This window comes from Actinocorallia sp. API 0066 (assembly GCF_020991275.1).
Taxonomy (GTDB): Bacteria; Actinomycetota; Actinomycetes; order Streptosporangiales; family Streptosporangiaceae; genus Actinocorallia.
Genome location: NZ_JAJLQY010000011.1, coordinates 25,778 through 52,651 on the forward strand (window position 1 = coordinate 25,778; position 26,874 = coordinate 52,651).

Sequence of the window (26,874 nt, forward strand, 5' to 3'; positions counted from 1 at the left end):
CGAGTTGTCCACAGGCTGCGTCCACAGCCGACTGTGGACAAAAAAGCGGCGCTGAGCTGGGGCGGGATGGGTTATCCCCAGTATCCACAGGCCCTACTACTACTGCGACACTTTGTCTCTCCACACAGAACCTGGAAAAGCAAGAGTCTGGTGCCTTGGGGATCTTGTGCCCCGAGCGCTCCGCGTCAAACCCTCAACGATCAAGGAGGCGGGTCCCCGTGAGGTTCCGCATCGACCGTGACGCCCTCGCCGAAGCCGTCGCCTGGACGGCCCGGACGCTCCCGGCCCGGCCCCCCGTGCCGGTGCTCGCCGGGATGCGCCTGGAGGCCACCGAGGAGAGCCTGACGCTCTCCGCGTTCGACTACGAGACCTCCGCCGAGGTCTCGGTCTCCATCGGCGGCCAGGAGCCCGGCACGGCCCTCGTGAGCGGCAAGCTGCTCGCCGACATCTGCCGCGCGCTCCCTCCCCACCCTGTGGACGTCACCACCGACGGCGCGAAGGTGATGCTGCACTGCGGGTCGGCGAAATTCACCCTCCAGACGATGCCGGTGGAGGACTACCCCTCGCTGCCGCAGCTCCCGCCCGTCGCGGGCGTGGTCGGCAGCGACGAGTTCGCCGCCGCCGTCGCCCAGGTCGCGGTCGCCGCGGGCCGTGACGACACGATCCCGATGCTCACCGGCGTGCGGGTCGAGATCGACGGCGACACCGTGACGCTGGCGTCCACCGACCGCTACCGGCTGGCCGTCCGCGAGTTCAAGTGGACCCCGGACACCCCCGACCGCACCGGCCTCGCGCTCATCCCGGCGAAGACGCTGGCGGACACCGCCAAGTCGCTGACCTCGGGCGCGGAGGTCAAGATCTCCCTCGGGACGGGCGCCGACGGCCAGGGCGAGGGCATGATCGGCTTCGAGGGCGGTGGCCGCAAGACCACGTCCCGCCTGCTCGACGGCGACTTCGTGAAGTACCGCTCGCTGTTCCCCGCCGAATATGCCGGATATGCGGAGGTTCAGACCTCCCAGTTCGTCGACGCGCTCAAGCGCGTGTCCCTGGTGGCCGAGCGGAACACCCCTGTGCGGCTCCAGTTCAGCCAGGGAGAGGTCGTCCTGGAGGCCGGGACCGGGGATGAGGCCCAGGCCGTCGAGGCCCTGGAGGCCGTTCTGGAGGGCGAGGACATCAACATCGCGTTCAACCACCAGTACGTCCTGGACGGCCTGTCGCACATCGGGTCGGACACGGCCCGCCTGTCGTTCACCACGCCGACCAAGCCGGCCGTCCTCACAGGCAAGCCGACGGGCGACGAGATCCCCACTTATCGCTACCTGATCATGCCGGTCCGGCTGTCCGGCTGACGCCTGTGGAAAACCCACTTGTCCACAGGCAGCTCGAACCTGTGGAGAAACCTGTGGACAAGTGGGTGTTCGGTTTCTCCGGGTAAGGACCGGGTTGTGGGGGAAGCTGAGCACTAGCCTTGGCGACTGTTTCCACACGTTCCCTCACGAGGGGGACGGCTTTCAGGTTCTCCACGGTGAGGGCTCTGTCCTAAGGAGTGGCATGGAACTCGGACTCATCGGTCTGGGCAAGATGGGCGGCAACATGGCCGAGCGGTTGCGCCGCGGCGGCCACACCGTCGTCGGCTACGACCGCGACCCCGCGCTGAGCGACGTCGGCTCGCTGGCGGAACTCGTCGGACGGCTCCCGGCGCCGCGCGTGGTCTGGGTGATGGTCCCGGCCGGCGGCCCGACCCAGACGACGATCGAGCTGCTCGCCGACCTGCTCTCCCCCGGCGACCTCGTGGTGGACGGTGGCAACTCCCACTACGTCGACGACCAGCGGCACGCGGCCGAGCTGAAGGAGAAGGGCATCGGCTTTGTCGACTGCGGCGTCTCCGGCGGCGTCTGGGGGCTGGAGAACGGCTACGCGCTCATGGTCGGGGGCACCGACGAGGACGTGGCCAAGGCGCAGCCGGTCTTCGACACGTTGAAGCCCGAGGGCGACTACGGGTTCGTGCACAGCGGCGGCGTCGGAGCGGGCCACTTCGTCAAGATGGTCCACAACGGCATCGAGTACGGCATGATGCAGTCCTTCGCCGAGGGCTACGAGCTGATCAAGGCGTCCGGGATCGTCACCGACGTGCCCGCGACGTTCAAGAGCTGGCAGGAGGGGACCGTCATCCGGTCCTGGCTGCTCGACCTGTTGAACCGGGCGCTGGAGGAGGACCCGAACCTGGAGCACATCAGGGGCTACGCCGCCGACTCCGGCGAGGGCCGCTGGACCATCCAGGCGGCGGTGGACCACGCCGTCCCGCTCCCGGCGATCACCGCGTCGCTGTACGCGCGGTTCGCGTCCCGGCAGGACGACTCCCCCGCGATGAAGGTCGTCGCCGCGTTGCGCAACCAGTTCGGCGGGCACGCGATCGTCAAGGACTAGGTTCTCCACAGCCCTGTGGACGGGGCCGCCCTCCCGGCCCCGACAGCGCGCGCGCTTCATCCACAGCCCTGTGGACAGACCGGCCTTGTCGTCCCCAGGGTGAGCATGTCCAGGTCGCCCTAGACTCTTGGCTGTGCACGTCGCCCATCTGACCCTCGCGGACTTCAGGTCCTACGCCGTCGCGGAGGTACCTCTCGACGCGGGCGTCAGCGCGTTCGTCGGCCCGAACGGGCAGGGCAAGACGAACCTCGTGGAGGCCGTCGGGTACGTCGCCACGCACGGCAGCCACCGCGTCGCCACCGACGCGCCGCTCATCCGGCAGGGAGCGGCCCGCGCCATCGTGCGCGCGCGGGTGGTCCGGGACGTGCGCGAGGCGTTCATCGAGCTGGAGATCAACCCGGGCCGCGCCAACCGGGCCCGGCTGAACCGCGCGCCCGTCCCCAGGCCGCGCGAGATCCTGGGGATGCTGCGCACCGTCCTGTTCGCGCCCGAGGACCTCTCCCTGGTGAAGGGCGACCCGGCCGAGCGCCGCCGCTTCCTCGACGACCTGCTCGTCGCGCGCGCCCCGCGCTTCGCGGGTGTCCGCGCCGACTACGACAGGGTCCTGAAGCAACGCAACGCCCTCCTGAAGACGGCGGCCCAGCAGCGCCGCGGCCTCACCCCCGACCTCGCGGCGACGCTGGAGGTCTGGGACACCCATCTGGCGCAGGCCGGGGCGGAGTTGCTCGCGGGCCGGCTCGACCTCGTCGCCGGGCTCACCCCGCTCGTCGCCAAGGCGTACGGGGAGCTCGCGCCGGGTGGCGGGGTGGCGGGCCTGGAGTACCGCTTCTCCCGCGACACGCCCGCGGAGCTGGCCGAGGCCGGCGCGCCGGAGTTCTCCACAGGCCGTGGAGAACTCGTGACGTATCTGCTGGCGGGCCTGGAAGAGGTGCGGCGCCAGGAGCTGTACCGGGGGACAACGCTGGTCGGGCCGCACAGGGACGAGCTGCTGCTCAAGCTCGGCGACTTCCCCGCGCGCGGGTACGCCAGCCACGGCGAGTCGTGGTCGTTCGCGCTCGCCCTGCGCCTGGCCGCCTACGAGCTGCTCCGCGCCGACGGGGACGACCCCGTCCTCATCCTCGACGACGTCTTCGCCGAACTGGACTCCGGACGCCGTCGAAGGCTCGCCGAGATGGTCGCGCCCGCAGAGCAGGTCCTCATCACCGCGGCCGTACAAGAGGACGTGCCTGTGGAGCTGACAGGCGCCACCTACTCCGTCGCGTCAGGGGAGGTCACCCGTGTCCGGTGAGGAGCCGAAGCCGAAGACCGGCATCGAACTCGCCCGCGAGGCCCTCGCCCAGGCCCGCGCGGACGCCGCCAAGCGGCAGTCGGTGCCGGGCCAGCGCCGCCGTAAGACGGGCGGGGCCAAGCCCGTCCGGGATCCGAGCCGTGGAGGCGGCCCGCAGCCTTTCGGCGCGGGGATCAAGAAGCTGCTTTCGGAGCGTGGCTGGGAGGAGAAGGCGGCCGTCGGAGGGGTCTTCGGCAACTGGCCGCGCGTCGTCGGCCCCCGGCTGGCCGAGCACACCCGCCCCGAGGCGTTCGAGAACGGCGAGCTGACGGTCGCGTGCGACTCGCCCGCGTGGGCCCAGCAGGTCCGGCTGCTTGCGGCGCAGTTGGTGCGGCGGCTCAACGAGGAACTGGGCGACGGGACCGTCACCCGGGTCCGTGTGGTCGGTCCACAGACGCAGCGCCCCGCCGGCCAGTGGCGTGTCCGATAAGTCCGCTGGACGGCGACGGCGCGTTTGTCAAGCGGCTCATACGCGCCAGTACGGCCGGGGGTGCGTAGGGGGATGTCAGTTCGGGCCCGTTCGTGCCCCAGACTCGACCTCAGCCACCGTCAAGGCCACTTTTGCGGCCCTGACCCTGTAGACTTACTGCGGGTTCAGGACACTGCACCGTGAGCATGGCGCTCCGTATCGGACAGGACGGCAGCGCCATCTGTGATTCATCCAAAACCGCGTGTTACGGGGCATGCGCAAGCGGTGGGTGTCCCCGGCAGGAGGCTTCCCTTTGTCGTACGACGCTAGTTCCATCACGGTCCTCGAAGGTCTGGAAGCGGTACGCAAGAGGCCCGGCATGTACATCGGGTCCACCGGTGAACGGGGCCTGCACCACCTTGTCTCCGAGATCGTGGACAACGCGGTGGACGAGGCGCTCGCGGGGCACAACGACACCATCGTCGTCACCCTGCGCGCTGACGGGGGCGTCAGCGTTCGGGACCGGGGCCGTGGCATCCCGGTCGGGCTGCACCCGGTCGAGCAGGTCCCCGCGGTGCAGCTGGTGCTGACCACGCTGCACGCGGGCGGCAAGTTCGACAGCCAGTCCTACGCGGTGTCCGGCGGTCTGCACGGCGTCGGCGCGGCCGTGGTGAACGCGCTCTCGACCCGCCTTGAGGTGGACGTCCAGCGCGAGGGCTACCACTGGCGCCAGCAGTACGAGCTGGGCGCGCCGCTGGCACCCCTCAGCAAGGACGAGGAGACAGAGGAGACGGGCACGACCGTCACCTTCTGGGCCGACGAGTCGATCTTCGAGACCACCGAGTACAGCTTCGAGACCCTCAGCCGCCGTTTCCAGGAGATGGCGTTCCTGAACAAGGGCCTGTCGATCACCCTGATCGACGAGCGCGAGGGCCACGAGACGGACGCCGGCGACCCCTTCCATGTGACGTATCACTACGAGGGCGGCATCTCCGACTTCGTCCGGCACATCAACGCCAAGAAGGACGCCGTCCACAACACCATCATCGACTTCGAGGCCGAGGGCGAAGGCATCGCCGTCGAGGTCGCGATGCAGTGGAACGGCGCCTACACCGAGTCGATCTACAGCTTCGCCAACACGATCAACACGGCCGAGGGCGGCACCCACGAGGAGGGCTTCCGGGCCGCGCTGACGAGCATCGTCAACCGCTACGCGCGCGACCAGAAGCTGCTCAAGGACAAGGACGACAACCTCACCGGCGAGGACGTCCGCGAGGGCCTCACCGCGATCATCTCGATCAAGCTGGCGGACCCGCAGTTCGAGGGGCAGACCAAGACCAAGCTCGGCAACACCGAAGCCAAGTCGTTCGTCCAGAAGACCTGCAACGACTTCCTGAAGGACTGGTTCGACGCCAACCCCGGCGAGGCCAAGGAGATCATCAACAAGGCGTCGCAGGCAGCGCGCGCCCGGATCGCCGCAAGGCAGGCCCGCGACCTCACCCGGCGCAAGAGCCTCCTGGAGACGACGTCCCTGCCGGGCAAGCTGAGCGACTGCCAGTCGGCCGACCCGGCGGAGTCCGAGATCTACATCGTCGAGGGCGACTCGGCGGGCGGCTCCGCCAAGGGCGGCCGCGACCCGCGCTTCCAGGCGATCCTCCCGATCCGGGGCAAGATCCTCAACGTGGAGAAGGCGCGGATCGACAAGGTCCTGAAGAACGCCGAGGTCCAGGCCATGATCACGGCGCTGGGCTCCGGCATCCACGACGAGTTCGACATCACCAAGCTCCGGTATCACAAGATCATCATCATGGCCGACGCCGACGTCGACGGCCAGCACATCAGGACCCTCCTGCTCACCCTGCTGTTCCGCTTCATGAAGCCCCTCGTGGAGGCCGGGCACGTCTACCTGGCGCAGCCCCCGCTGTACAAGCTCAAGTGGAACAGGACCGGCACGGAGTACGACTACGTCTACTCCGACCGCGAGCGGGACCAGGCCATCGAGCAGGGCATCGCCGCCGGGCGCCGGGACCCGCGCTCGCACGACGGCGTCCAGCGCTTCAAGGGCCTCGGCGAGATGAACGCCGACGAGCTGTGGTCCACCACCATGGACCCCGCCCGGCGCCTCCTCCTCCAGGTCACCCTGGACGACGCCGCCCAGGCCGACGACCTGTTCTCGGTCCTCATGGGCGAGGACGTCGAGGCGCGCAGGTCGTTCATCCAGCGGAACGCCAAGGACGTCCGCTTCCTGGACATCTGAGCCCTGCCCGCCCTTCCTTATCTTCACGACGCAGTAGAAGAGGTTCTTCAGTGACCGAGGTGACCAGCGAGGGCCACGACAGGATCGCGCCTGTCGACATCCAGGACGAGATGGCCCGCAGCTATCTCGACTACGCGATGTCGGTCATCGTCGGCCGGGCGCTGCCCGATGTCCGCGACGGCCTCAAGCCGGTGCACCGGCGCGTCCTGTACGCCATGTACGACGGCGGCTACCGCCCCGACCGCGGCTACTTCAAGTGCGCCCGCGTCGTCGGCGACGTCATGGGCTCCTACCACCCGCACGGCGACGCCTCCATCTACGACGCGCTCGTGCGGCTCGCGCAGACCTGGTCGATGCGCTACCCGATGGTCGACGGGCAGGGCAACTTCGGCTCCCCCGGCAACGACCCGGCCGCCGCCATGCGGTACACCGAGTGCCGGATGGCCTCCCTGGCGATGGAGCTGCTGCGCGACATCGACAAGGAGACCGTCGACTTCTCTCCGAACTACGACGGCAAGCAGCAGGAGCCGGACGTGCTGCCGTCCCGGTTCCCGAACCTGCTCGTCAACGGGTCGGCGGGCATCGCGGTCGGCATGGCGACGAACATCCCGCCGCACAACCTGCGCGAGGTGTCCGACGGCGTCAAGTGGTACCTGGAGAACTACGGCGCCTCCGACGAGGAACTCCTTGAGGCGCTGATCGAGCGGATCAAGGGCCCGGACTTCCCCACCGGCGCGCTGATCGTCGGCCGTCGCGGCATCGAGGACGCCTACCGGACTGGGCGCGGCTCCATCACGATGCGGGCCGAGGTCGAGGTCGAGGAGATCCAGGGCCGGACGTGCCTCGTCGTCACGTCACTGCCGTACCAGGTCAACCCGGACAACCTGGCGCTGAAGATCGCCGAGCTCGTCCGCGAGGGCAAGCTGACCGGCATCGCCGACGTCAAGGACGAGACGTCCGGCCGCACCGGCCAGCGCCTCGTCATCGTGCTGAAGCGCGACGCCGTCGCCAAGGTCGTCCTCAACAACCTGTACAAGCACACGCAGCTCCAGGAGACCTTCGGCGCGAACATGCTCGCCCTGGTCGACGGGGTGCCGCGCACGCTCCGCCTCGACCAGTTCGTGCGCTCCTGGGTGGCGCACCAGATCGAGGTCATCGTCCGGCGCACCCGCTTCCTGCTGCGCAAGGCCGAGGAGCGCGCCCACATCCTGCGCGGCCTGCTCAAGGCGCTCGACCGGATCGACGAGGTCATCGCGCTCATCCGGGGGTCCGCGTCCGCGTCCGCCGCCGAGCAGGGCCTGATGGCGCTGCTGGAGATCGACCAGCTCCAGGCCCGCGCCATCCTGGACATGCAGCTACGCAAGCTCGCCGCCCTGGAGCGGCAGGCCATCATCGACGAGTACGAGTCGCTGATGGCGGAGATCGCCGATCACAACGACATCCTCGCCTCGCCCGAGCGGCAGCGCTCGATCGTCGCCGACGAGCTCGCCGCCATCGTCGAGAAGTTCGGCGACGAGCGGCGCACCGCCCTCATCCCGTTCGACGGCGACGTGTCCATCGAGGACCTCATCGCCGAGGAGGACGTCGTCGTCACCATCACCCGCGCGGGCTACGCCAAGCGGACGAAGACCGACCACTACCGGGCGCAGCGGCGCGGCGGCAAGGGCGTGCGCGGCGCCCAGCTCAAGCAGGACGACATCGTCGAGCACTTCTTCGTGACGTCCACCCACAACTGGATCCTGTTCTTCACCAACAAGGGGCGCGTCTACCGGGCGAAGGCTTACGAGCTGCCCGACAGCGGCCGTGACGCGCGCGGCCAGCACGTCGCCAACCTCCTGGCCTTCCAGCCCGACGAGTCCATCGCCCAGGTGATGGACCTGCGCGACTACGAGGTGGCCCCCTACCTCGTCATCGCCACCAAGGGCGGCATGGTGAAGAAGACCGCGCTGTCGGCCTACGACTCTCCGCGCGCGGCCGGGCTCATCGCCATCGACCTCAAGGACGACGACGAGGTCATCGCGGCCCGTCTCGCCTCCCCCGAGGACGACCTCCTCATGGTCTCCACCGCCGCGCAGGCCATCCGCTTCAAGGCCGACGACGACCAGTTGCGGCCGATGGGCCGCGACACCCGGGGCGTCATCGGGATGCGCTTCGAGGAGGAGACGGAGGTGCTCGACCTCCACGTCATCCGGGAGGGCGGCGACGAAGAGGTGCTCGTCGCCACCGAGGGCGGCTACGCCAAGCGGACCCCGTCCGACCAGTACCCCGTCCAGGGGCGCGGAGGCAAGGGTGTGCTGACCGCTAAGATCGTGCAAACTCGCGGCAGGCTGGTCGGGGCCCTCATGGTCCGGCCGGAAGACGAGGTATTTGCTATGACCTCCAGTGGTGGTGTGATCCGCACCAGCGCGGGGGAGATCAAGCAGTCCGGCCGCCAGACGATGGGGGTCCGGCTGGTCAACCTCGCCGAGGGCGATGTCGTGGTCGCCATCGCGAGGAACGTAGAGTCGATCGTGGACTCCACGGAAGCCGAGCCGGGGGACGAGGGAAATGAGAGCCCGTGAGCACGACCTCTAAGAACGAGAACAAGGCCGCGGGGCCGCCCGATGGCGGCTCGGCGGGGGCGTCACCGGCGGACCCCGTGAAGTCCTCCGCCAACGACACGCAGGTGGACCTCGTCAAGGACGACGCCAGGGCCACGGTCGCCGAAGCGGCGGCCGGCAGGCCCGACAAGGCGACGGCCAACGGCGAGGTGGACGCCGGCGAGACCGTCGTGGACCCGCCGTGGGCGGCCGCGGCCGAGCCGTCGAACTCGGTGTTCGCCGACCGGCCCGCCGCGCCCTCGTTCAGCCCGGCCGCGCCGCCCGCCCCGCCCGCCGCGCCGCCCTCGGTTCCGGCCGGACAGCCCGCGACGGACCGTCCGGTGGCGTCGGCCGCCGCCTCGGCCGCGCAGGCCCTCAGCGCCCGGCTGCGGAGCGCCGCGCAGTCGTCGCACGGCGGTGGTGGCGGGGAGGGCGGCGAGGGCGGCAAGAACCCGCGCCGGGCCCACCTGCAGGTCTCGCGGTTCGAGCCGTGGTCGGTGATGAAGTTCAGCTTCGTCATGTCGCTCGTGTGCTTCGTTGTTCTTTTTGTCGCGGTCACCGTGCTGTACATGATCCTCGCGGGGCTCGGCGTGTTCGACTCGATCACCGAGGCGATCAACGAGACGACGCGCAGCCCCGGCACCGGCGGCACGGACGCCGGCAGTTGGTTCTCGGCGGGCCGCATCCTGGGCTACACGGCGCTCATCGGCGCGCTGAACGTGCTGCTCATCACGGCCCTCGCCACGGTCGGCTCGGTCATCTACAACCTCGCCGCGGACTTCGTCGGCGGGGTCGAGGTCACCCTCAAGGAGGCCGAGTAACCCAGTTCGCGTTGCCCGCCACGATGGGGTAATCTCACTTCTCGTCGCCGAGAGAACCCCTCAAGGCAACGCCACGGGCGTATAGCTCAGTCGGTTAGAGCGCGTCCCTGATAAGGACGAGGCCCCAGGTTCAAGTCCTGGTACGCCCACCCGGTTCATTCGCAGGTCAGAGGCTGTGTCCCCGTCACGGGAACACGGCCTCTTCCGCTTTCCGCAGGGGAACCATCGCCCATTCATGCCGTTTCCATGGCTTGGCGCGGCGCCGGAAGCGGAGAGTATGAAGTGGTGAGAGGGGTCCGGATCAGGTTCGGGGTGGCGGCATGTCCACGGGGCCAGACGAGGCAGCGGAGCAGCGGATCGGGGCCGTCGCGCTCCGGCTCTTCGCCGAACTCGGTTACGACAGCACCGATCTTCGGATGATCGCCGAGGCGACGGGGATCAGCGAGTCGGTCGTCCAGTCGGTGACCGGGGGAAAGCGGGCGCTGTACCTGCGCATATTCCGGGCGGAGATCGACCGTGCCCTCGCGGAACTCGAATCGTTCGCCGCTGGGTTCACCCCCGATGTCCGAGGAATGACGGCCCTCTACGACAGGTATTTCGAAAGCTCGTTGGAGAACCCCGGGGCCGCCTCCATCTGGATGCAGCGTTCGATGTCGGACGCGGCGGACGTCGGGGAGGTGGAGCAGATCATGGCTCCGTTCCTGGCGCGGACCAACGACCTGACGGCTCCCGCGTTCAGGCCGGGAGTGGACGTGGAACTCACCAACTGGATGATCGCCTGGTTCATCGACTGTTTTGTCGTGGGCGGCGTCGTCGGCCCGGACGGCGAGGTCATGTCGGCCCGGTCGCCGGCCTCGGTGCGGCGCGCCCGCAGGCATGTGCACCAGTACCTGGAGCTGACGACGTGGGCCGCGCCGGAACCGTCAGCGGAGGGGCGCTAGCGCGGGGTGGGTGCGGAGGGACTCAGGGCCGTGGACCCGGGCCGTGGTGTAGGCGACGAGGAGGGGGACCTCGGGGCCGAAGAGGACCATGGGGCTGGTGTCGGAGAACTCGAAGACGAGGGACGCGCCTGCGGGCTCGGGGTAGAAGGCCGTCGCGGCGCTGTAGTAGAAGCTGAGCCACTTGCCGAAGACCTGGCAGATGAGGCGGCGGTCGGTGGCGATGACGCGGGTGAACTGCTGGTCGCGCCAGCGCTCCATCGCCTCGAACTCGGCCTGCCTGCGGCGCGCCGAGTTGCCGAACTCCGTCAGCGCGACGCCCGCCGCGACGAACCCCGGATGGCCGACGAACAGGCCCACCACATGCTGATAAGTCGTGTTCTGGCTGTAGTAGCGGGCGTAGTTGGCCTTGAGGTCGAGATGGGCGACCTCACCGGGCTCCAGGACGAGGCCCCAGACCGTCAGCGGGACGGGTTGGCCGCCCGCGAGCAGGGTCGCCGTCAGCTTCCGTCCCTCGGAGAGGCCGTGCTGGTGCGCCACGGTCAACTGCCCCTCGTTGTGCCGCTGCTCCTGCTTGCCCTCGCGGTAGCCGAGGTACGCCAGCACCGGCAGAGCGAGCACGCTCAGGGCCCACACCCAGCCCACGACCAGGGACAGCACCTTGACGGCGGCGGGCGCGTCGTCGGGCTCCGCGAGCCGCCCGAGGACCAGCATCAGCGCGAATCCGGCGACGCACACCACCGCGCACCGCCCCAGCCACTGCCGCCACCGCCCCATCACAACCACCTCGCCCAGTACGTACCGGTTCCGTGTGCCTCGATCCTGCCATGATCGTCCGATCATGGGCGCCGTGCGCGTTTGTTGGCTAGAGGTAGTGGAAGGTCGGTTCGGGGTGCATGAGGAAGGAATGGTGGGAGATGTTCCAGGCGTAGGCGCCCGCCATGGCGAAGACGACGCGGTCCCCTACGGCGATGTGGTCTACCGGGACGTGCCTTGCGAAGACGTCCTTGGGAGTGCACAGCTGGCCGACAAGGGTGACGGGCTCCGCTGTGACGGAAGGCTCGTGCGGGCGGGGGCCCGGGACGACGTGGAAAGGCTGGTCGTGGTTCTTGGTGACGGGCGTGCGGAAGTGGTGGGTGCCGCCGCGCAGGACGGCGTAGGCCCTGCCGTGCGCGCGCTTGACGTCCAGGACGTCGGTGACGTACCAGCCGTGGTGGACGGTCATCGCGCGGCCCGGCTCGATCCGGAGCGTCTCGTCGGGGAGGGCGAGGGCCGAGACGGCGGCGCCGTAGGACGTCCAGTCGAAGCGGTCTTCCGGGTCGGCGTAGTTGACGGACATGCCTCCGCCGAGGTTGATCTCCGGACGTGGCACGCGCGCGGCGGCAAGCCAGGGGCGGGCCCAGTCCAGGATCTCCTTCTGCTGGGCGGTGATCGTGTGCGCGTCCAGGCCGGACGCCAGATGGGCGTGTACTCCGCGCAGGCGTAGGCGGGGTGCGTCCGCGAGGATCGGTAGGCAGGTGGTGATGAGGTCGGGGTCCATACCGAACGGGCCGCTCATGGCCAGGGCCGCGCCCTGCCGCTCGCCCGCCAGGTTGACGCGGAGGAGGACGTCGGCCGTCCGCTCTTCCGCCTCGGTGATGGCGGCGAGGCGGCGCAGCTCGTGCGGGCTTTCCACGTGCAGCCGCTCGACGCCGAGCGCCAGCGCGAGCCGCAGCTCCGCGTCGGTCTTGCCGGGGCCGCCGAACGCGATCCGCGCCTCGGGCAGGGCGTCGCGCACGTGCCGCAGCTCGCCCCCGCTGGCCACCTCAACACCGGCGACGCGCTCCCCCACCGCCCTGACGACGGCGCTGTCCGGATTCGCCTTCGCCGCGTAGAACACCTCGACGGCGCCCCCCAACACCCCGACCACGCGCGCCGCATACTTCCCCATGCCCGACACGTCGTACACATACGCCGGAAGCTCCCTTTCCGCCAGCTCCCCCACCACCGCGTCCACCCGCATGCCCGCCCCTCCCTGCCGACTCCCCCGATCATCCCCCACGGCGCCGGAGGGCGGTGATTCCCTCATCGAAGGGAAACGGGCCGGGGGTGGGGGCGATAGGAGGAGAGAGAAGAGGAAGGGGCCGGAATGTGGCTGCTTGAGGGGTCCGGGGTGTTGGTGGAGGACGGGGCCGAGGGGGAGCCGCTGCCGGTGGAGGTGTGGGTGGCGGAGGACGGGCGGTTCGGGGTGCACGCGGCGGGGGCCGACGGCACCGGGCTGGTGTGGACGGCGGCGGGCGACGAGTGCGCGACGGTCGAGCACGGGCTGGACGGCGGGGTGACGCTGCGGCTCGACGCCTGGCACGTCCCGGTCCAGCCCCCGCACTGGTGGCGGTGGCTGGACGTCCTGGGCGAGCGGGTGCACGTCGCGGTGCGGGGGGTCGAGGGCCGCGCCGAGCTGCGGGTCCACGGGGGCCTTGTGGAGGGCACGCTCCGGCTGCGCGGCACCGATGCGGAAGGCAACCCGGGGACCTACACGGCGCTCGTCCTGCCCGAGGCGTTCTCGGGCGCGGGGCCGTACGTCTCCGCCGCCACCGTTGACGACATGCCGATCTCGGCCGAGGAGAAGTACCGCCTGGACCTGCGCTGGCGCGGCGAGCGCCTGGCTCTCGCCCGCCGCTGGGACGAGGCGCTCACCCTGCTGGACGAGGCCGCGTCCCTGTACTGGCGCGCCGCCGAGGACGCCGAGGACCCGAGCTCCGCCCTCGTCTCACTGGCCACGATCGTCGGTGTCCAGGCGGCCTGCGCCCTGGCCCACCCGCCCGGCGTCGCCAACCCCACCCTCGTCCGCTACCTGCGGAACGCCGCCGAGATCCACCGCCGCCTCACCTCCCCCACCACCCTGGCCACCCCCTGGACCCGAACCCGAACCGAAGCCCTCAACCTCCTCTCCTTCGACCTCACCCTCCTCTCCACCCTCGCCGAATCCGCCCCACCCCTCCGCCCCCTCCTCACCCCCGCCCTCGACACCCTCAAATCCGCCACCACCCTCCTCACCCAACCCAACTCCCCCCACCCCCCAACCCCCCAAACCCCCCCACCACCTGGAAACCAGCACGACTCTCCCTGGCTGGTCGGCTCTTCGCGCCTTCCCTTTGGTGGGGACCGGGAGGGGGTGGCAGTGTTCGGGTGGGTTGAAGGGGTTTTGCGGGGGGTGGTGGTTGAGGTGTTGAAGGTGGATGAGGGGGTGGTGCCGGAGTGGGTGTGTGAGGGGAGACTGGGGCTGTTGGTGTTGGACGAGGGGGTTGAGGGGCGGGAGCGGGAGTGGGTGGCGGGGCTCGCGGGGGTGGGGGAGGACGTGGCGGGGTTGGCGCGGGCCGTCGCCGAGGTGGCGGTGACGCTGGTGGGGGCGGCGGAGCGGATGCGGGTGCTGCGGGAGCGGATGGCACGGCTCGACCTCGACGGGTACACGCGGCGGCGGCGGGAGGCTTCGGCCGAGGCGCTGCTGGCGTTCACCCGGCACATGGAGTGGTGGCGGGCGAGGCTGGAGCGGGACTGGGAGCGCGTCGCCTCGCTCGACCACCTGGTGCCCGCGCACGCCGCCCTCGCGCTCGCGCTGCACGACGCGGGCGCGACGGACGAGGCGTACGCGGCGGTCGAGTCGGGCCGGGCGCGGGCGCTCGCCGACCTGTTCGCCGACGACCGCCGCGCCGCCCGGCTGCTCTCGCCGCTGCGGCTGCGCCGGACGCTGCGCGGCAGGACCGTGGTCGAGTACTTCCTGCACGGCGACCGGCTGCTCGTCTTCACCGTGCTGCCCGACGGCGAGATCCGCGCGGCCGAACGCCCCCTGGACCAGGACCGGCTCGCCGCCGACCTGGCCCGGCTCGACGCGCTGATGGACCCCGACGACCTGGGCCCCGACCAGGTTCCCGAACTCCAGGCGCTGCTGCGCACCCTGGCCGAGACGTTCTGGGACCCGGTGCCCTGGCTGCCGCCCGAGGGCGAGCCCCTGCTCGTCGTCCCGCACGGCGCCCTCCTGCGTGTCCCCTTCGCCGCCCTGCTGACGTCCGACGGCGAACGCGTCGTCGAGCGCCATCCGACCTCGGTGCTCCCCGCGGCCGCCCTCGTCGCCGACCTCACCCGCCGCGCCCCCGCCCCCGACCAGGCGCCCAGCCAGGGCGACGAGCCTGCTGCCCTGGCGCGGGTGCCCGGCGTCTCCGGGCCGGGGCCGGATGTCGGGCGGGTCGGGGTGGGGTTGTGGGGGTTGGTGGCGCCGGAGCCGATGCCGGAGGGGCTTCCGGCGTTGCCGTTGCTCAGGAAGGCGTTCTCCACGAGCGTGGCCGACGGGTTTCCGGGTGGGGCGGTGCTGGCCGTGGGGGCCGAGGCGACGCGGGAGGCGCTCGCCGGGGTCGCCGAGCGGCCGCCGCGCGTGCTGTGCTTCGCCACGCACGCCAAGGTGGACGGCGAGCGGCCGATGGACTCCTTTCTCGCGTTGGCCGGGGAGCGGCTGACCGCGGGCGAGGTGATGGGCATGGAGCTGCCCGCTGACGTCGTTGTGCTCGCGGCCTGTAAGACGGGCACGGGCCGGATCGGCGCGGACGGCGTTGTCGGGCTGGCGCGTTCGTTCCTGTTGGCGGGCGCGGGCTGCGTGCTCATGACGCTCTGGCGCATCGGCGAACGGGACACACTCCGTGTTCTCCGACAATTCACAACACACCTCGCAAACGGTAAGACGCCCGCGGCGGCACTGCGCGCCGCACAGCTCGAACTAGATCACGGAGATCCGCGCGGCTGGTCGTCTTTTGTCCTTTTTGGATTGCCTGACTGAATGGTGTCAATCGTGACACCATGGACGTATGGCTCCCGCCTTTGAGGTCGTGGCCCGCCTTCCCCTCGGGCACCGCGAACCCCTCCTGAACCATGCCGGAACCCGTTTCGCCCGTGCGGCGGGCGTGGCCATCGGCAAACCCATGATCGCCCCGCTCGCTCATACCGACCTGCCCCCTTCCTTCCTCGCCAAGGTCGATCTCGACGCCTGGAACTACGTGTCCGTGCGTTTCCCGTTCGACCTCGAAGAGGCGTCGCGGGGGTTCCGCTACCTCGAAGCACGATATGAGGTGGCACTGACAGAACTTGAGGTCACCGCGCTCCAGCTCGGCGTCCTCCCGATGAATGAACCGGAGCCGGCAATTCCAGAAGGGGAGAAACTCCTCCTTTTCGGACTCGGTCAGGCGCGCTTCAAGTGGCTGCTCCGGGCGTCGGAACAAGGCAAGCTGACCGAGGGCAGCAGGGTCGCCCGCGCCGTCATCCAGACCCCGCCCGACCTCGGCGAACTGCGCGGAGAGATCAACGTCGCCGCGCTGCTCGACGACCTCGGCGTCCCCGGACACCCCCTGAAGATCCACCAGCCCGAGCCGCTCCCCTTCGCCCTCGACCTGAAGGCCGGGCGCTTCATCGTCGGACCCGCCGCGCAATGAGCAGAATCCACCGGGTCAGCGTCGCCACCGACATCAAGGGTTTTGGGAAGGCCGGGCCAGACGGGCACCTCCGCGTTCAACGGCTTCTCTTCGAGGCCATCGACACCGCCCTCGGCGCGACGCTGGGCGACCGCGCGGCGGAGTGCGGACGCCAGCCCCAGGGCGACGCCGAACTCACCGTGCTGCCTCCGGGCATCGATGAGGGCGCCGTCCTACGCGTCCTGCTGAACGAGCTGACCGCCGCCCTGCGCCGCGCGAACGCGCCCCTCAGGGACGAGCACCGGGTGCGGGTCCGGATCGGCGTCGACGCGGGCGCCGTGGGAACGGGCCCCGGCGGCTTCACCGGGAACAGCCCCGTCAACGCCTGCCGCCTGCGCGACTCCGACGCCGCACGCAAGGCGCTCGATGACTCCGACGAGCCTTACGTCGTCATCGTGGCCGCCCAGTTCTACAGCGACGTCCTGGGCCCCGCCTTCGAAGGCGATCCCTCCTGGTCGTTCAGGAGCGTCGCCGTCACGCTCAAGGAGTTCCGCGGATGGGGATGGCTCAGCCTTCCGTCCGGCTCCTCCGGTGAGCCCGAGCCTCCCCGTAAGCGGCCTCCCGGAGGCGACGTGCAGAAGCCGGGAGGACTCCTCTGATGACGCGCCGCACCGGCTCCTGGCCGCCCAAAAGCCTCATGGCCGCCCTTACCGACGAGGAGCGGACCGCCCTGCTGAGACTCGGCACGGAGATCGAGTTCCCGCACCGGACCAACCTCGTCACCCAGGGCGACACTAAGAACGACGAGCTGTACGTCCTGCTGGACGGCGTCGTCCTCGTCACCGTGAACAACGCGGAAGGGGAGGAGACCACGCTGACGACACGCTCGCGCGGCGACCTCATCGGCGAGTTCGCCGTCCTGGACGACTCCCCGAGGACGGCGACCGTCACGGCGGTCACCACGGTCGTCGCCCTGCGCATCGGTAGGACGGCCTTCAAGGGGTTCGTCACCGAGAACACGAGCGTCTACGAGCCGCTCGTCGTCAGCGTGCTGGCCAAGACGCGCAGCAATGTCGCCCGCAGAGCCGAGTTGCGTACCTGGGACGCACGCAAGCGCCTCGCCAACATGCTGTGGGAACTCGCCGACGAACACGGCGTCCCCACCGACGAAGGGCGCATGATCGAGCTGTTCACCCAATCGGAGATAGGCAGCCTCGCGGGCGCCCGGGAGGCCACCACCGAACGCCACCTACGCGAGTTCAGGATCGCCGGGCTGATCAGGACCCGCTGGCACAAGGTCGTCGTAGTCGACATGGACGGGCTCGCCGCCGTCTGGCGGGAGTGACCGCCATCTGGCGTGAGTGACCGGGGAAACCCCTGCCACGAGGGATTCCGCGCGGCGCGTGGGCGGCACGATCGTCGGATGAGCCAACCGGTGGGCGGGATAAGACGGATGACCCTGGCACTCGCGGCTGACGGCCCCCTGCACGGGCTGCTCGACCGGCCGCCCTTCGACCGTGCCCTGTGGAACGACCCTGAGGAGCCGGGCCTACGCACCGGCGTCCTCCCACCCGGCGTCGACGAGCCGGGCATCCTCGGCGAGATGGTCGCGACCGTGTGCGCGGCGATGGCCGCCGAACCGCTGCCGCCGCTCGTCCTCGCCCTGCACGAGGGCCTCGCGGCGCTCACCGAGGGCAGGTTCGACGGCCCGGCGCTCAGGACCGTCCGGACGCTCGGCGGGGCCCGGTTCGAGAGCCCGTACTCGGTCGTGATCTCCCAGCGGCTCTTCGAGGATCTGAGCGCCCTGGAGCGGCCCGTCCTGCCCGTCGCCCGGTTCCGCCCGCTCCAGGTGCGGGGGATCGGGGCGGTGAGCGCGCACCCGCTGGAGTGGACCGTCCCGTGACCCCCGCCTCCTAGGGTGATCCCGTGCGACGTGAACCCTGCCCGCGCGAACCCGGCCTGCGCGAACGCAAGAAGAGCGAGACCAGGCAGTTGATCTCCGACGTGGCCACGGGGCTGTTCCTGGAGCGCGGCTTCGACGAGGTGACGGTCGTCGAGGTGGCCGCCGCCGCGAACGTCTCGGCCAAGACGGTGTTCAACTACTTCCCGCGTAAGGAGGACCTGTTCCTTGACAGGTTCCCCGATCTCCTGGAGAGGGTCGCCTTTGCCGTGCGGGAGCGTCCGGAGGGCGTCCGTCCCCTGGCGGCGTTGCGCGCGGAGTACCTACGCATGCTCGGGGAGGGGGATCCCCTCACCGGCTTCGGTGACGCGAACCTGACGGCGTTCCGCGAGGTCGTAGCCCACTCCCCCGCCTTGCAGGGACGGGTACGCGAGTTCGTGCAGGAGTTGGAGGATCTCCTCTCCGTCCTGTTCGCGGAGGCGTCCGGGCTCAGGGCGCGTGATCCGGACGTCCGTGTGGCGGCGGTGACGACGGCGGGCGTCCTGCGGACCGTCCACGAGGCGGGCGCCCGTCTGATCGCGGAGGGCGTCACCGGGGCTGACCTGGCCGGGCGCCTGGCGGAGCTGGCCGACCGACTTTTCCACAGGCTGGGGAAGGCGCTTGACGAGGGGACGATCTAGGATCGGGGGGAGGAAGCCGTACGTCAGCTCCGGCCCGTCGCCCCAGGGTGAAGGGAGCGGTGTCCCGGCGAAAAGGTGACGCCACCGGTGACCAAGGACAGGTTCGCTACCGTGCGAGCCGTTGCTAGGTTTGAGTTCTGCCCACTGTCGAAGGTGAAGGGGTCCTCGCCATGAAGAAGCTTCTCGTGCTCGCCGTCCTCGCGCTCGGTGGTTTCGCCATCTGGAAGCGCCTCCAGCAGGACCGCGCCGAGCTCGACCTCTGGACCGAGGCCACCTCGGCCGAGTAACACACCCGGGGCCCCGGCGCCGCGCCACACCGCGGCGCCGCCCCACAACCAAGTTCCCACCCCCACCCCACCCCAGGTACCCTGATCCCCCAAGGGGCCATAGCTCAATTGGTAGAGCACTTGCCTTGCATGCAAGAGGTCTGGGGTTCGATTCCCCATGGCTCCACCCTCGAAGGGCCGCTCCCACAGCCCGGAAGCGCCCCCGATCCATCCCTGAGGGCCTGACCGGCGCCGACGCCGTCCCAGCGGCCCCCTCTTTCGCCGCGAAGATCCCGCCCATCCCCCCTCGCCCTTCGCGGGCCTTGCGCCTTACAGCGCTTGCCTTGCGGGCAAGTGGTGGGGTTGGTCTGATTGGGGAGAATCTCTGTCTGGTAACGAAGGGTGGGGGTTGGGCGGGTGGGGGTGGGAAAACGGGGTGGGGGGATGGGAGAGTTCGGGCGGTAGTCGGGTGAACCGGGTCCTTAGGGTGGGGCTTGGCTTCGGTGGTGAGACGGCCGTGGGGGTGGACGGTGCGCAGGGGACTCGGGGTGCTCGGCGGAGTGGCGCTCGTGGTGGCGGTTGGGCTGCCTGGGGGTGGGGTCGGGGCGGCGCCGCCTCAGGCGCCGGTGGCGGTGGAGCTTGTTGGGGCCGGGCATGTTGACGTGTTGGTGCCCAAGGTCGTGGGGGACGTCCTTGAGGTCGCCTCGGTGCCTGCCGGGGGCGCGGTGTTCGCGCCTGGGGCCAGGGACTTCCACGTTGGTGGTGTGGCGGTCAAGATCGTGGACCAGGTGGACGGGGAGTTGCTCAAGGTCGGCGACTGGTATGTGGCGGCCTCCGGGGCTACGGCGGGGACGCCCGTGCTGGGGTTCTCGGTGGCGGAGGTCGGGGCCGTCCAGGGTGCCGTGGCGATCGAGTTGACGGATGTGGATCTGCCGCAGGGCGGCGGCGTCGAGGTGTTCAAGGGGGCGGCCACCACGACGCCCGAGGCGGAGGCGGCCAAGGCGACCGACAGGGTGTTGTCGTCCGATCCGGCGCCCGCGGGCCGTAAGTACGAGATGCAGGCGGGGGTGGCCGGGCACGAGGACTTCAACTGGGCTTTCAGCGCGCCCGGACGGTATCGGCTTACGTTCACCGTGAGCGGTACCACCGCTGACGGGAAGGCGGTGAAGTCGGCGCCGGTCACGCACACGTTCCATGTGGGCTCCACCGCGCCAGCAGGCACCGCGACCACCACCACGACGACGCTGGCGGCGGCAGCCGGGGCCACAGCGGGGCAGACCGCTCTGACGGCCACCGTGACGGCCGTGGGGTCGCCGCGTGGGTGGGTGGAGTTCCTGGACGGGACGACCTCCTTGGCGTCCGTCGAGGTCGTAGGTGGGCAGGCGAAGGGCGAGTACGTGCTGGCCGAGGGGCAGCACACCCTGAACGCCGTGTTCCACCCGAAGTTCACCAACGACTACGCGACCTCGCAGGCGACCGCGCTCTCTTACACCGTCCCCGTCGGCTCCGGAGGCGGCGTCACCCCGACCCCTACTCCGACGCCCACCACGAGCGTCACCCCAACGCCGACCCCGACCCCGACCGACGACGACACGGACGGCGAGACCGAGTGCAGGATCCTCACCGAGGGCGATCTTGACTACGCCGTCCGGCTCAAGGACGGGAAGGCGGAGTCCGCCCTGAAGGAGGGGGCGACGTGGCACGATCTCGGCACCGTCGTCGTCAAGGTGCCCGCGGCCGCGAAGCTGGCGCTTCCGGCGGGCCAGGCGTTCCTGGGCGAGGCGGGCACGCCCGTCTGGGAGCTGCCGCAGGCCGCGCAGGCGGGCATCCCGTCCGTGGGCTGGCTGGCGGAGGGCACAGCGGGGACGTGGAAGCTCGACAAGGTAGACGGCCCGGGTAAGGCCGCCCTCTTCGAGATCTCCGCAGACGGGACGCCGAGAGTGCTCCTCGACGGCGCCGGTGATAGCAAGGCCCTGTCTTCGGGTGAGCATGGTCACGCCACCTGGGCGTTCACCAAGGAGGGCGTCTACCGGTTGACGTTCACGCACGAGACGACGTCCAACGGTAAGGACACCGGCGTGCTGACGTTCGCGGTAGGCGCCTACGATTCAGTCGATCTCCCCAAGTGTGAGGCGAAGGGTGGCGGCAGCCTTGCCGACACGGGAGCGCCCGTCCTGCTCTACGCCAGCGTGGGTGTGATGCTGGTCACTTCTGGCGCCGTTCTTCTTGTGGGGGCAAACCGCCGGTTCGGCCTCTTCTGACCCAGCGTCCGAACCAAACGCGAAACCCTTTCAGCCCCGGCGACGCGGGGGGTCCGGCCGTCCGGTCCCACGGCGGGGCCAGGTATGCTGGGCTGTCGCCACGGAAAACACGGGCATAAGGCCGCACTTTCGTGGCGTGAGACCGCACCCATGTCGGCGCGCCGTTGCCTCGGCCGCCGGGCTCGTCCTTGCAGCGACCCTCTCCTTAAGCCGTGCCGCGGTGGCACCGAGGGCCTCCCGAGACGTGCCCCCCTCTCGGAAGGCTGTACGTGTCAGACGTCTCCACTGCCCTGTCCCACGCTGCCTCGGAGGAGGAGATCCTGCCCTCCTTCGCGGAACTGGGACTCCCCTCCGCCCTCGTCGAGTCGCTGGCTCGCGGCGGCATCACCCACCCGTTCCCGATCCAGGCCGCCTCGATCCCGGACGCCCTGGGCGGCCGTGACATCCTCGGCCGGGGCAAGACGGGCTCCGGCAAGACCCTCGGCTTCGGCCTGCCCCTGCTGACGCTCCTGGCGCACCAGCAGGCCCGCCCGAAGAAGCCGCTTGGCCTGATCCTGGTGCCGACCCGCGAGCTGGCCCAGCAGGTCCAGACGAACCTGGAGCCGCTCGGCCGGGCCGTCGGGCTGCGGATGAAGACCGTCATCGGCCAGACGTCGATGCCCCGCCAGATCGACGCGCTGCGCCGTGGCGTCGAGGTCCTGGTGGCGACGCCGGGCCGGCTCAAGGACCTCATGCGGCAGGGCGCCTGCGACCTGTCGGACGTGCGCATCGCCGTCCTGGACGAGGCCGACCACATGGCCGACATGGGCTTCCTGCCCGATGTGACCGACATCCTCGACCAGGTCCGGCCGGGCGGGCAGCGCATGCTGTTCTCCGCGACGCTCGACCGCGAGGTCGACGTCCTGGTCCACAAGTACCTCTCCGACCCGGTGACGCACGCGCTCAGCGAGATCGACGAGCCGGTCGACACGATGGAGCACCACCTGCTCCTCGTGCCGCCGAAGGAGAAGAACACGATCACCGCAGAGATCGCCAACCGCGAGGGCAAGACGATCCTGTTCGCCCGCACGAAGCACGGAGTCGACCGGATAGCCAAGCAGTTGGCTGCGGTGGGCGTCCGGGCGGCGGGCCTGCACGGCGGCAAGTCGCAGAACCTCCGCACCCGCACCCTCGCCGAGTTCCGGGAGGGCCGCATCAGCGTGCTCGTGGCCACCGACGTGGCTGCGCGCGGCATCCACGTGGACGACGTGAGCCTCGTCCTGCACGTCGACCCTCCGGCCGACCACAAGGACTACATGCACCGCGCCGGGCGGACGGCCCGCGCGGGGGAGAAGGGCACCGTCGTCACGATGGTCCTCTCACACCAGGTGCGTGCGACGACGTCGATGATGCGTAGGGCGGGCATCAATGCCGAGCGCCTCAAGGTGACGTCGATGGACCAGGCCCTGGTGAAGCTGACGGGCGCGCGGCAGCCTTCGGGCGTGCCGATTCCCGAGCCGGTGATCCCCGAGCAGGAGAAGCGCCCGTCGCGCGGCCGCCAGTTCGGCGGTGGCGGCGGACGTCCGAGGCGGAGCGGTGGTGGCCCGCGCCGCTACCGTGACGGCGAAGGCGGCGGCACGGGCAACGCGGGCGGTGGTGAAGGCAACGGCCGCCCTCGGCGTGAGGACGGTCAGCGCTCCTTCGAGCAGCGTGAGTACGGCCGCCCTTACGGGGAGCGTGACGCGGCCCCCAGGGGTGACCGTCCGTACCGGGCGAACCGCCACGGCGGCGGCGGCGGACCCAGGTCGCGCCGCGCCACCAACGCCTGACAGATGGCCGGAATCCCTGCGGGGATTCCGGCCATTTCACTCCTTTTTGCGGGTGTATCCCCGCTTGGGGGGAAGCGGTTCTACACTCCTAGGGTTCTTGGTGGCCGTGGAGGTATTCCGGGGGATCTGTGCGTCTGGGCGAGAGGCCGTCGACCGTCGTGGGGCTGGCGGTGGCGATGCTCCTGCTCGCCGGGGGGTCGATCCCGCGCGCGGTCGGCACCGCCGAGTCGGCCGAGGTCGCGCCGGTGCCCACGGTGCCGCCGACGGCCGAGCCCTCCCGGCCCCCGCTTGAGGATTTTGTCCGGCCCGTCACGGACTGCACGAAGCACAAGTGTGTGGCGCTGACCTTCGACGACGGGCCGGGGCCGGACACCGGCCGTCTCCTGGACATGCTCGCCGCCGCCGGGGCGAAGGCGACGTTCTTCGTGGTCGGCCCGGAAGCGGCCAGATACCCGCATTTTGTGCTGCGGGCCGCCGAGGACGGGCACGAGGTCGGCAACCACACGATGCACCACGTCCAGTTGACGACCCAGTCGACGGCCCGCCTCCGCCGCGAGATCGACGGCACCTCCAAGATCATCGAACGCATCCTAGGGTTCAAGCCGACCTTGTTCCGTCCCCCTTACGGCGCCACAAGCCCGCGCGTAGCCAAGGAGGCCCGCGACCGAGGCATGTCCGAGATCATCTGGAGCGTCGACACCGACGACTGGCGCGACCGCACCGCCTCCGTAGTAGCCCGCCGCGCCATCCACGGCCTCCACCCGGGCGCCATCATCCTCATGCACGACATCCACCCCACCACCGTCAACGCCGTCCCCAAGATCCTCGCCGCCGCCAAGAAAAAGGGCCTCACCCTAGCAACCGTCACCGACGTCCTCGGCGGCAACCTCAAACCCGGCCACAAGTACACCGGCGACTAACCGCATTCCCCCAGCCACACCCCGCCAAGCCGGGCCATTTTGGATCACCACGGTCCAATCCCCCCGGAAGCCCGCCTTGCCGCCGATCCTCCAGCCCGCCCTCTCCACGATCGTGACGCGCCTACGCAGCTCCACCCGGGCCCCGACGCCATCACCGTCGAGTTCGGCCTGAAGTTCGGCGGCGAGACCGGCGTCATCTTCACTAAGGGCAAGGCCGAAGGCGGCCCTCAAGGCCACCGTCACCTGGAACGGCGGCCCGGCCGAGCCGGAACCGGAGGAGGGAGACGACGCTGAGCCCGACGACCCGTCCTGACCGCTACCTCCTCCGCGTCCTCGACGACCGCCGCCGCCCGGTAGGAGTGGGCTTCGTAGGAGGGGAGAGAGAACTCCTCACCTGCGCGCACGTGGTGAACACCGCCCTGGGACGAGGCCGGCGGGCGGTCGAGAGCCCCGTAGGGCAGTGGGTGCAGGTGGAGTTCCCCTTCGCGGGGCCGGAGGGTCAGCGCGTGACGCGGGCAGCGGAGGTCGTCGTCTGGACGCCGAAGGAGGGCGCGCCCTTCGAACCGCGTGACGTCGCGGGCCTCCGCCTGGAAGAGGACCTCCCGGACGGTGTCGAGCCCGCCACCCTCGCGTCCACGGGCGAGACGCCGGACGGCGAGCGCAGGGTCGGCGCCTGGGGGCCGAACGCCGACGGCCGCGCGTCCCGTCCCGGCAACATCGCGGGCACGCTGATGGGCTCCTACGACGCCGCCCGCCTCCAGGTGGACGGCGACCTGCGCGGCGTCTTCCGGGTCGGCCCCGGCTACAGCGGCGGCCCCGTCTGGGCGCAGGACACCGGACAGGTCGTCGGCATCGTGCAGGCCATCCCGAAGGCCGACGAGGCGGTGGACGTGTACGTCATCGGCGCCGACGCCCTGGTCGCGGCCTGGTCGGACGTCCTCTACCGCCCTCCGCCGAACCCGTACCGGGCGCTCGCCGCGTTCACGGAAGCGGACGCACCGTACTTCTTCGGTAGGGAACGCTTCGTGGCGGAGCTGGCCGGAGCCGTCGATGACGAGCCGCTGATACTCGTCGGCGGTAGTTCGGGCGTAGGCAAGTCCTCGGTTGTCGCGGCGGGGCTCGTCCCGGCCTTGCGTGCGCGGGCGCCGCTCGCCGTCGCCGCGTTCCGTCCCGGCGACGACCCGATGACGCGCCTCGCGGGCGCCCTCGCCAAGGCTGCCGGTTCGCGCGGCCCCGACCCGCTGAACGAGCTGACCGGCTGGCGCGGCCTCCTACACGAAGGCGGCCTTCCCCAGGCGGCCTCCTACGTCTGCACCGCGACGGACACCGCCCGCCTCCTCGTGATCATCGACCAGTTCGAGCAGCTCTTCACCGAGTGCGCCCCCGACCAGCGCGCCGAACTGATCGCCCTTCTCAACGGCCTGCTCCGCTCGCCCTCCGGCGCCGTCAGGGTCGCCGCGAGCTTCCGCAGCGACTTCTTCCACCTCTTCGCCGACGCCGAAGACCCCCTCGGCGCCTACACGAAGCACTGGCACCACCTCCGCGCGATGACCCCCGAGGAGATCACCCGCGCCATCACCGAACCCGCCCTCCTCGCCGACGGCCGCCGCCCCATCCACTTCGACGACGGCCTAGCCGACCTCATCCGTGAGGAGTTCCAGGGCCACCCCGGCGAACTCCCCCTTCTGGAGTTCACCCTGACCCGCCTCTGGGAACTCCAACGAGGCCAAACCCTGACGCTCACCGCTTACAACTCCCTAGGCCGCGTCACCGGAGCGCTCTCGGATTACGCCGAAGCCCAGTACCACGCCCTATCGTCTGCCCAGCAGGCCGCCGCCCACCGGATCTTCACCCGGCTCGTCCAGCCGGACCGGCCCGACGTCGCCCGCCACGTCCGCCGCGAGGACCTGCGCGCCGCCGACTGGCCGACCGTCGAACGCCTCCGCGACCTGCGCCTCCTGTCCGTCACCGTCCAGAACGACGCGCACACCGAGAGCCCCATCCACAGCCCTCAAGAGCCCGTGCTCGTCGTGGAACTCGCGCACGAAGCCCTTCTCCGCGGCTGGCCCCGCCTCCAAGGCTGGCTCACCAAGGGCAAGGATTTCCGCGCCTGGCAGGTCATCACCGTCGCCGCCCGCCAACAGTGGCTCGCCCACGCCCGCGATCCCGACCTCCTCCTCCGAGGCCCCCTCCTCACCCGCGCCCTCACCATGCTGGAAACCCACCCCGAGGACCTGGAAAGCCTCACCGAGTTCATCACCCTCAGCCGAACCCACGCCGAAACCGAAAAAGCCGAACGCGACCGCTACACCCGCCAGTCCCAGGCCCTCCGCCTCGCCCACCAAAGCCGCTACGCCCTCACCTCGGGCCCCCATGGCGTCCGCCACTCCCTGGCCCTCGGCATCCTCTCTCTCCAGAGCTTCCCCACCTTCGACGGCGACCAAGCCCTCCGCCAAGCCCTCCGCCGATCGGCCCGCCCCCTGACCCCGCCCCTCGCCCACGACGGTTCGGTGCGGTCGGTGGTGTTCAGTGGGGATGGGTTGCGGGTGGCGACGGCCAGCTTCGATGGGACGGCGCGGGTGTGGGGTGTGGCAAGTGGTAAGCAGGTGGCGCGTCTTGATCACGAAGGTCTGGTGCGGTCGGTGGTGTTCAGTGGGGATGGGTCGCGGGTGGCGACGGCCAGCTTCGATCGGACGGCGCGGGTGTGGAAGGTTGAGCGGGAGGAGCTTGTTCGGGAGGCGTTGGGGAGGTTGGTCGTCAACCTCTCGCCTGAGGAGTGGTGGCGGTATGGGGTGAGTGGGCCTTATCGGAAGCTTCGGGAGGATCTGGCCTGAGCTTTGGGAGCC

22 protein-coding genes and 2 tRNA genes are annotated in these 26,874 nt (G+C 70.3%); 22 read left to right on the plus strand and 2 right to left on the minus strand.

The genetic code is table 11. The features are described 5' to 3' along the window. The first annotated feature begins 218 nt into the window (after nucleotides 1-218). From dnaN to LO762_RS25165, 9 genes are all read left to right on the plus strand, one after another. Entirely contained in the window at nucleotides 219-1,349 is a 1,131-nt protein-coding gene (dnaN, locus tag LO762_RS25125) for a DNA polymerase III subunit beta (RefSeq protein ID WP_230618487.1), read from the plus strand. 202 nt (nucleotides 1,350-1,551) lie between these two features. After that, complete coding sequence (gene gnd, locus LO762_RS25130; RefSeq protein WP_230618488.1) at nucleotides 1,552-2,427, plus strand: phosphogluconate dehydrogenase (NAD(+)-dependent, decarboxylating); 876 nt, start codon at nucleotides 1,552-1,554, stop codon at nucleotides 2,425-2,427. 133 nt (nucleotides 2,428-2,560) lie between these two features. Beyond that, nucleotides 2,561-3,715: a DNA replication/repair protein RecF gene (gene recF, locus LO762_RS25135; protein ID WP_230618489.1), complete on the plus strand. Its 1,155-nt coding sequence runs from the start codon at nucleotides 2,561-2,563 to the stop codon at nucleotides 3,713-3,715. Then, nucleotides 3,705-4,184 carry a DUF721 domain-containing protein gene (locus LO762_RS33685; RefSeq protein WP_230618490.1) on the plus strand — a complete coding sequence of 160 codons (480 nt, stop codon included), beginning with the start codon at nucleotides 3,705-3,707 and terminating at the stop codon, nucleotides 4,182-4,184. Before recF ends, LO762_RS33685 begins: the two co-directional genes overlap by 11 nt. Before the next feature lie 253 nt (nucleotides 4,185-4,437). Further along, nucleotides 4,438-6,420 (plus strand): DNA topoisomerase (ATP-hydrolyzing) subunit B, encoded by a 1,983-nt coding sequence (gene gyrB / locus LO762_RS25145; protein WP_230618491.1) that lies wholly within the window; start codon nucleotides 4,438-4,440, stop codon nucleotides 6,418-6,420. Nucleotides 6,421-6,470: 50 nt separating this feature from the next. After that, entirely contained in the window at nucleotides 6,471-8,981 is a 2,511-nt protein-coding gene (gene gyrA / locus LO762_RS25150) for a DNA gyrase subunit A (protein ID WP_308104528.1), read from the plus strand. Further along, on the plus strand, nucleotides 8,978-9,820 hold the full coding sequence (locus LO762_RS33690) for a DUF3566 domain-containing protein (protein WP_230618492.1): 843 nt from the start codon (nucleotides 8,978-8,980) through the stop codon (nucleotides 9,818-9,820). Before gyrA ends, LO762_RS33690 begins: the two co-directional genes overlap by 4 nt. A 75-nt stretch (nucleotides 9,821-9,895) precedes the next feature. Then, nucleotides 9,896-9,969, plus strand: a tRNA-Ile gene (locus tag LO762_RS25160). Between the two features lie 171 nt (nucleotides 9,970-10,140). Then, a complete protein-coding gene (locus LO762_RS25165) occupies nucleotides 10,141-10,761 on the plus strand; it encodes a TetR/AcrR family transcriptional regulator (protein WP_230618493.1) in 621 nt (206 codons plus the stop codon). Here LO762_RS25165 and LO762_RS25170 read toward each other — a convergent pair. Together LO762_RS25170 and LO762_RS25175 are read right to left on the minus strand one after the other, a co-directional pair. Then, nucleotides 10,744-11,535 carry a hypothetical protein gene (locus LO762_RS25170; RefSeq protein ID WP_230618494.1) on the minus strand — a complete coding sequence of 264 codons (792 nt, stop codon included), beginning with the start codon at nucleotides 11,533-11,535 and terminating at the stop codon, nucleotides 10,744-10,746. The two genes, LO762_RS25165 and LO762_RS25170, sit on opposite strands and share 18 nt — an antisense overlap. 88 nt (nucleotides 11,536-11,623) lie before the next feature. Further along, on the minus strand, nucleotides 11,624-12,760 hold the full coding sequence (locus LO762_RS25175) for a type III PLP-dependent enzyme (RefSeq protein ID WP_230618495.1): 1,137 nt from the start codon (nucleotides 12,758-12,760) through the stop codon (nucleotides 11,624-11,626). Between the two features lie 126 nt (nucleotides 12,761-12,886). Here LO762_RS25175 and LO762_RS33195 point away from each other — a divergent pair, with 126 nt between their 5' ends. The 13 genes from LO762_RS33195 (at nucleotide 12,887) to LO762_RS25240 (ending at nucleotide 26,862) form a co-directional block, all read left to right on the plus strand. Further along, nucleotides 12,887-15,565, plus strand: coding sequence for a CHAT domain-containing protein (locus LO762_RS33195; protein WP_304523704.1), 2,679 nt, complete (start codon nucleotides 12,887-12,889; stop codon nucleotides 15,563-15,565). Nucleotides 15,566-15,593: 28 nt separating this feature from the next. Then, nucleotides 15,594-16,214, plus strand: coding sequence for a hypothetical protein (locus tag LO762_RS25190; protein WP_230618496.1), 621 nt, complete (start codon nucleotides 15,594-15,596; stop codon nucleotides 16,212-16,214). Then, entirely contained in the window at nucleotides 16,211-16,852 is a 642-nt protein-coding gene (locus tag LO762_RS25195) for a hypothetical protein (RefSeq protein ID WP_230618497.1), read from the plus strand. The genes LO762_RS25190 and LO762_RS25195 overlap by 4 nt, the downstream gene beginning before the upstream one ends. Next, nucleotides 16,852-17,538 (plus strand): Crp/Fnr family transcriptional regulator, encoded by a 687-nt coding sequence (locus LO762_RS25200; RefSeq protein ID WP_230618498.1) that lies wholly within the window; start codon nucleotides 16,852-16,854, stop codon nucleotides 17,536-17,538. Before LO762_RS25195 ends, LO762_RS25200 begins: the two co-directional genes overlap by 1 nt. A 108-nt stretch (nucleotides 17,539-17,646) precedes the next feature. Further along, nucleotides 17,647-18,096: a hypothetical protein gene (locus tag LO762_RS25205; protein WP_230618499.1), complete on the plus strand. Its 450-nt coding sequence runs from the start codon at nucleotides 17,647-17,649 to the stop codon at nucleotides 18,094-18,096. 23 nt (nucleotides 18,097-18,119) lie between these two features. After that, entirely contained in the window at nucleotides 18,120-18,773 is a 654-nt protein-coding gene (locus LO762_RS25210; protein ID WP_230618500.1) for a TetR/AcrR family transcriptional regulator, read from the plus strand. Nucleotides 18,774-18,943: 170 nt separating this feature from the next. Further along, the gene (locus LO762_RS25215; RefSeq protein ID WP_230618501.1) at nucleotides 18,944-19,060 is read left to right on the plus strand and encodes a DLW-39 family protein; all 117 of its coding nucleotides are present in this window, start codon (nucleotides 18,944-18,946) and stop codon (nucleotides 19,058-19,060) included. Between the two features lie 93 nt (nucleotides 19,061-19,153). Then, a tRNA-Ala gene (locus LO762_RS25220) sits at nucleotides 19,154-19,226 on the plus strand. Between the two features lie 319 nt (nucleotides 19,227-19,545). After that, the gene (locus LO762_RS25225; protein ID WP_230618502.1) at nucleotides 19,546-21,300 is read left to right on the plus strand and encodes a choice-of-anchor M domain-containing protein; all 1,755 of its coding nucleotides are present in this window, start codon (nucleotides 19,546-19,548) and stop codon (nucleotides 21,298-21,300) included. A gap of 269 nt (nucleotides 21,301-21,569) precedes the next feature. Next, on the plus strand, nucleotides 21,570-23,108 hold the full coding sequence (locus LO762_RS25230) for a DEAD/DEAH box helicase (RefSeq protein WP_230618503.1): 1,539 nt from the start codon (nucleotides 21,570-21,572) through the stop codon (nucleotides 23,106-23,108). 128 nt (nucleotides 23,109-23,236) lie between these two features. Beyond that, entirely contained in the window at nucleotides 23,237-24,028 is a 792-nt protein-coding gene (locus tag LO762_RS25235) for a polysaccharide deacetylase family protein (protein ID WP_230618504.1), read from the plus strand. A gap of 39 nt (nucleotides 24,029-24,067) precedes the next feature. Further along, nucleotides 24,068-24,322, plus strand: a complete 255-nt coding sequence (locus LO762_RS33970) for a CU044_2847 family protein (RefSeq protein WP_374201595.1) — start codon at nucleotides 24,068-24,070, stop codon at nucleotides 24,320-24,322. 65 nt (nucleotides 24,323-24,387) lie between these two features. Further along, nucleotides 24,388-26,862 (plus strand): trypsin-like peptidase domain-containing protein, encoded by a 2,475-nt coding sequence (locus LO762_RS25240; protein ID WP_308104532.1) that lies wholly within the window; start codon nucleotides 24,388-24,390, stop codon nucleotides 26,860-26,862. Nucleotides 26,863-26,874: the final 12 nt, after the last annotated feature.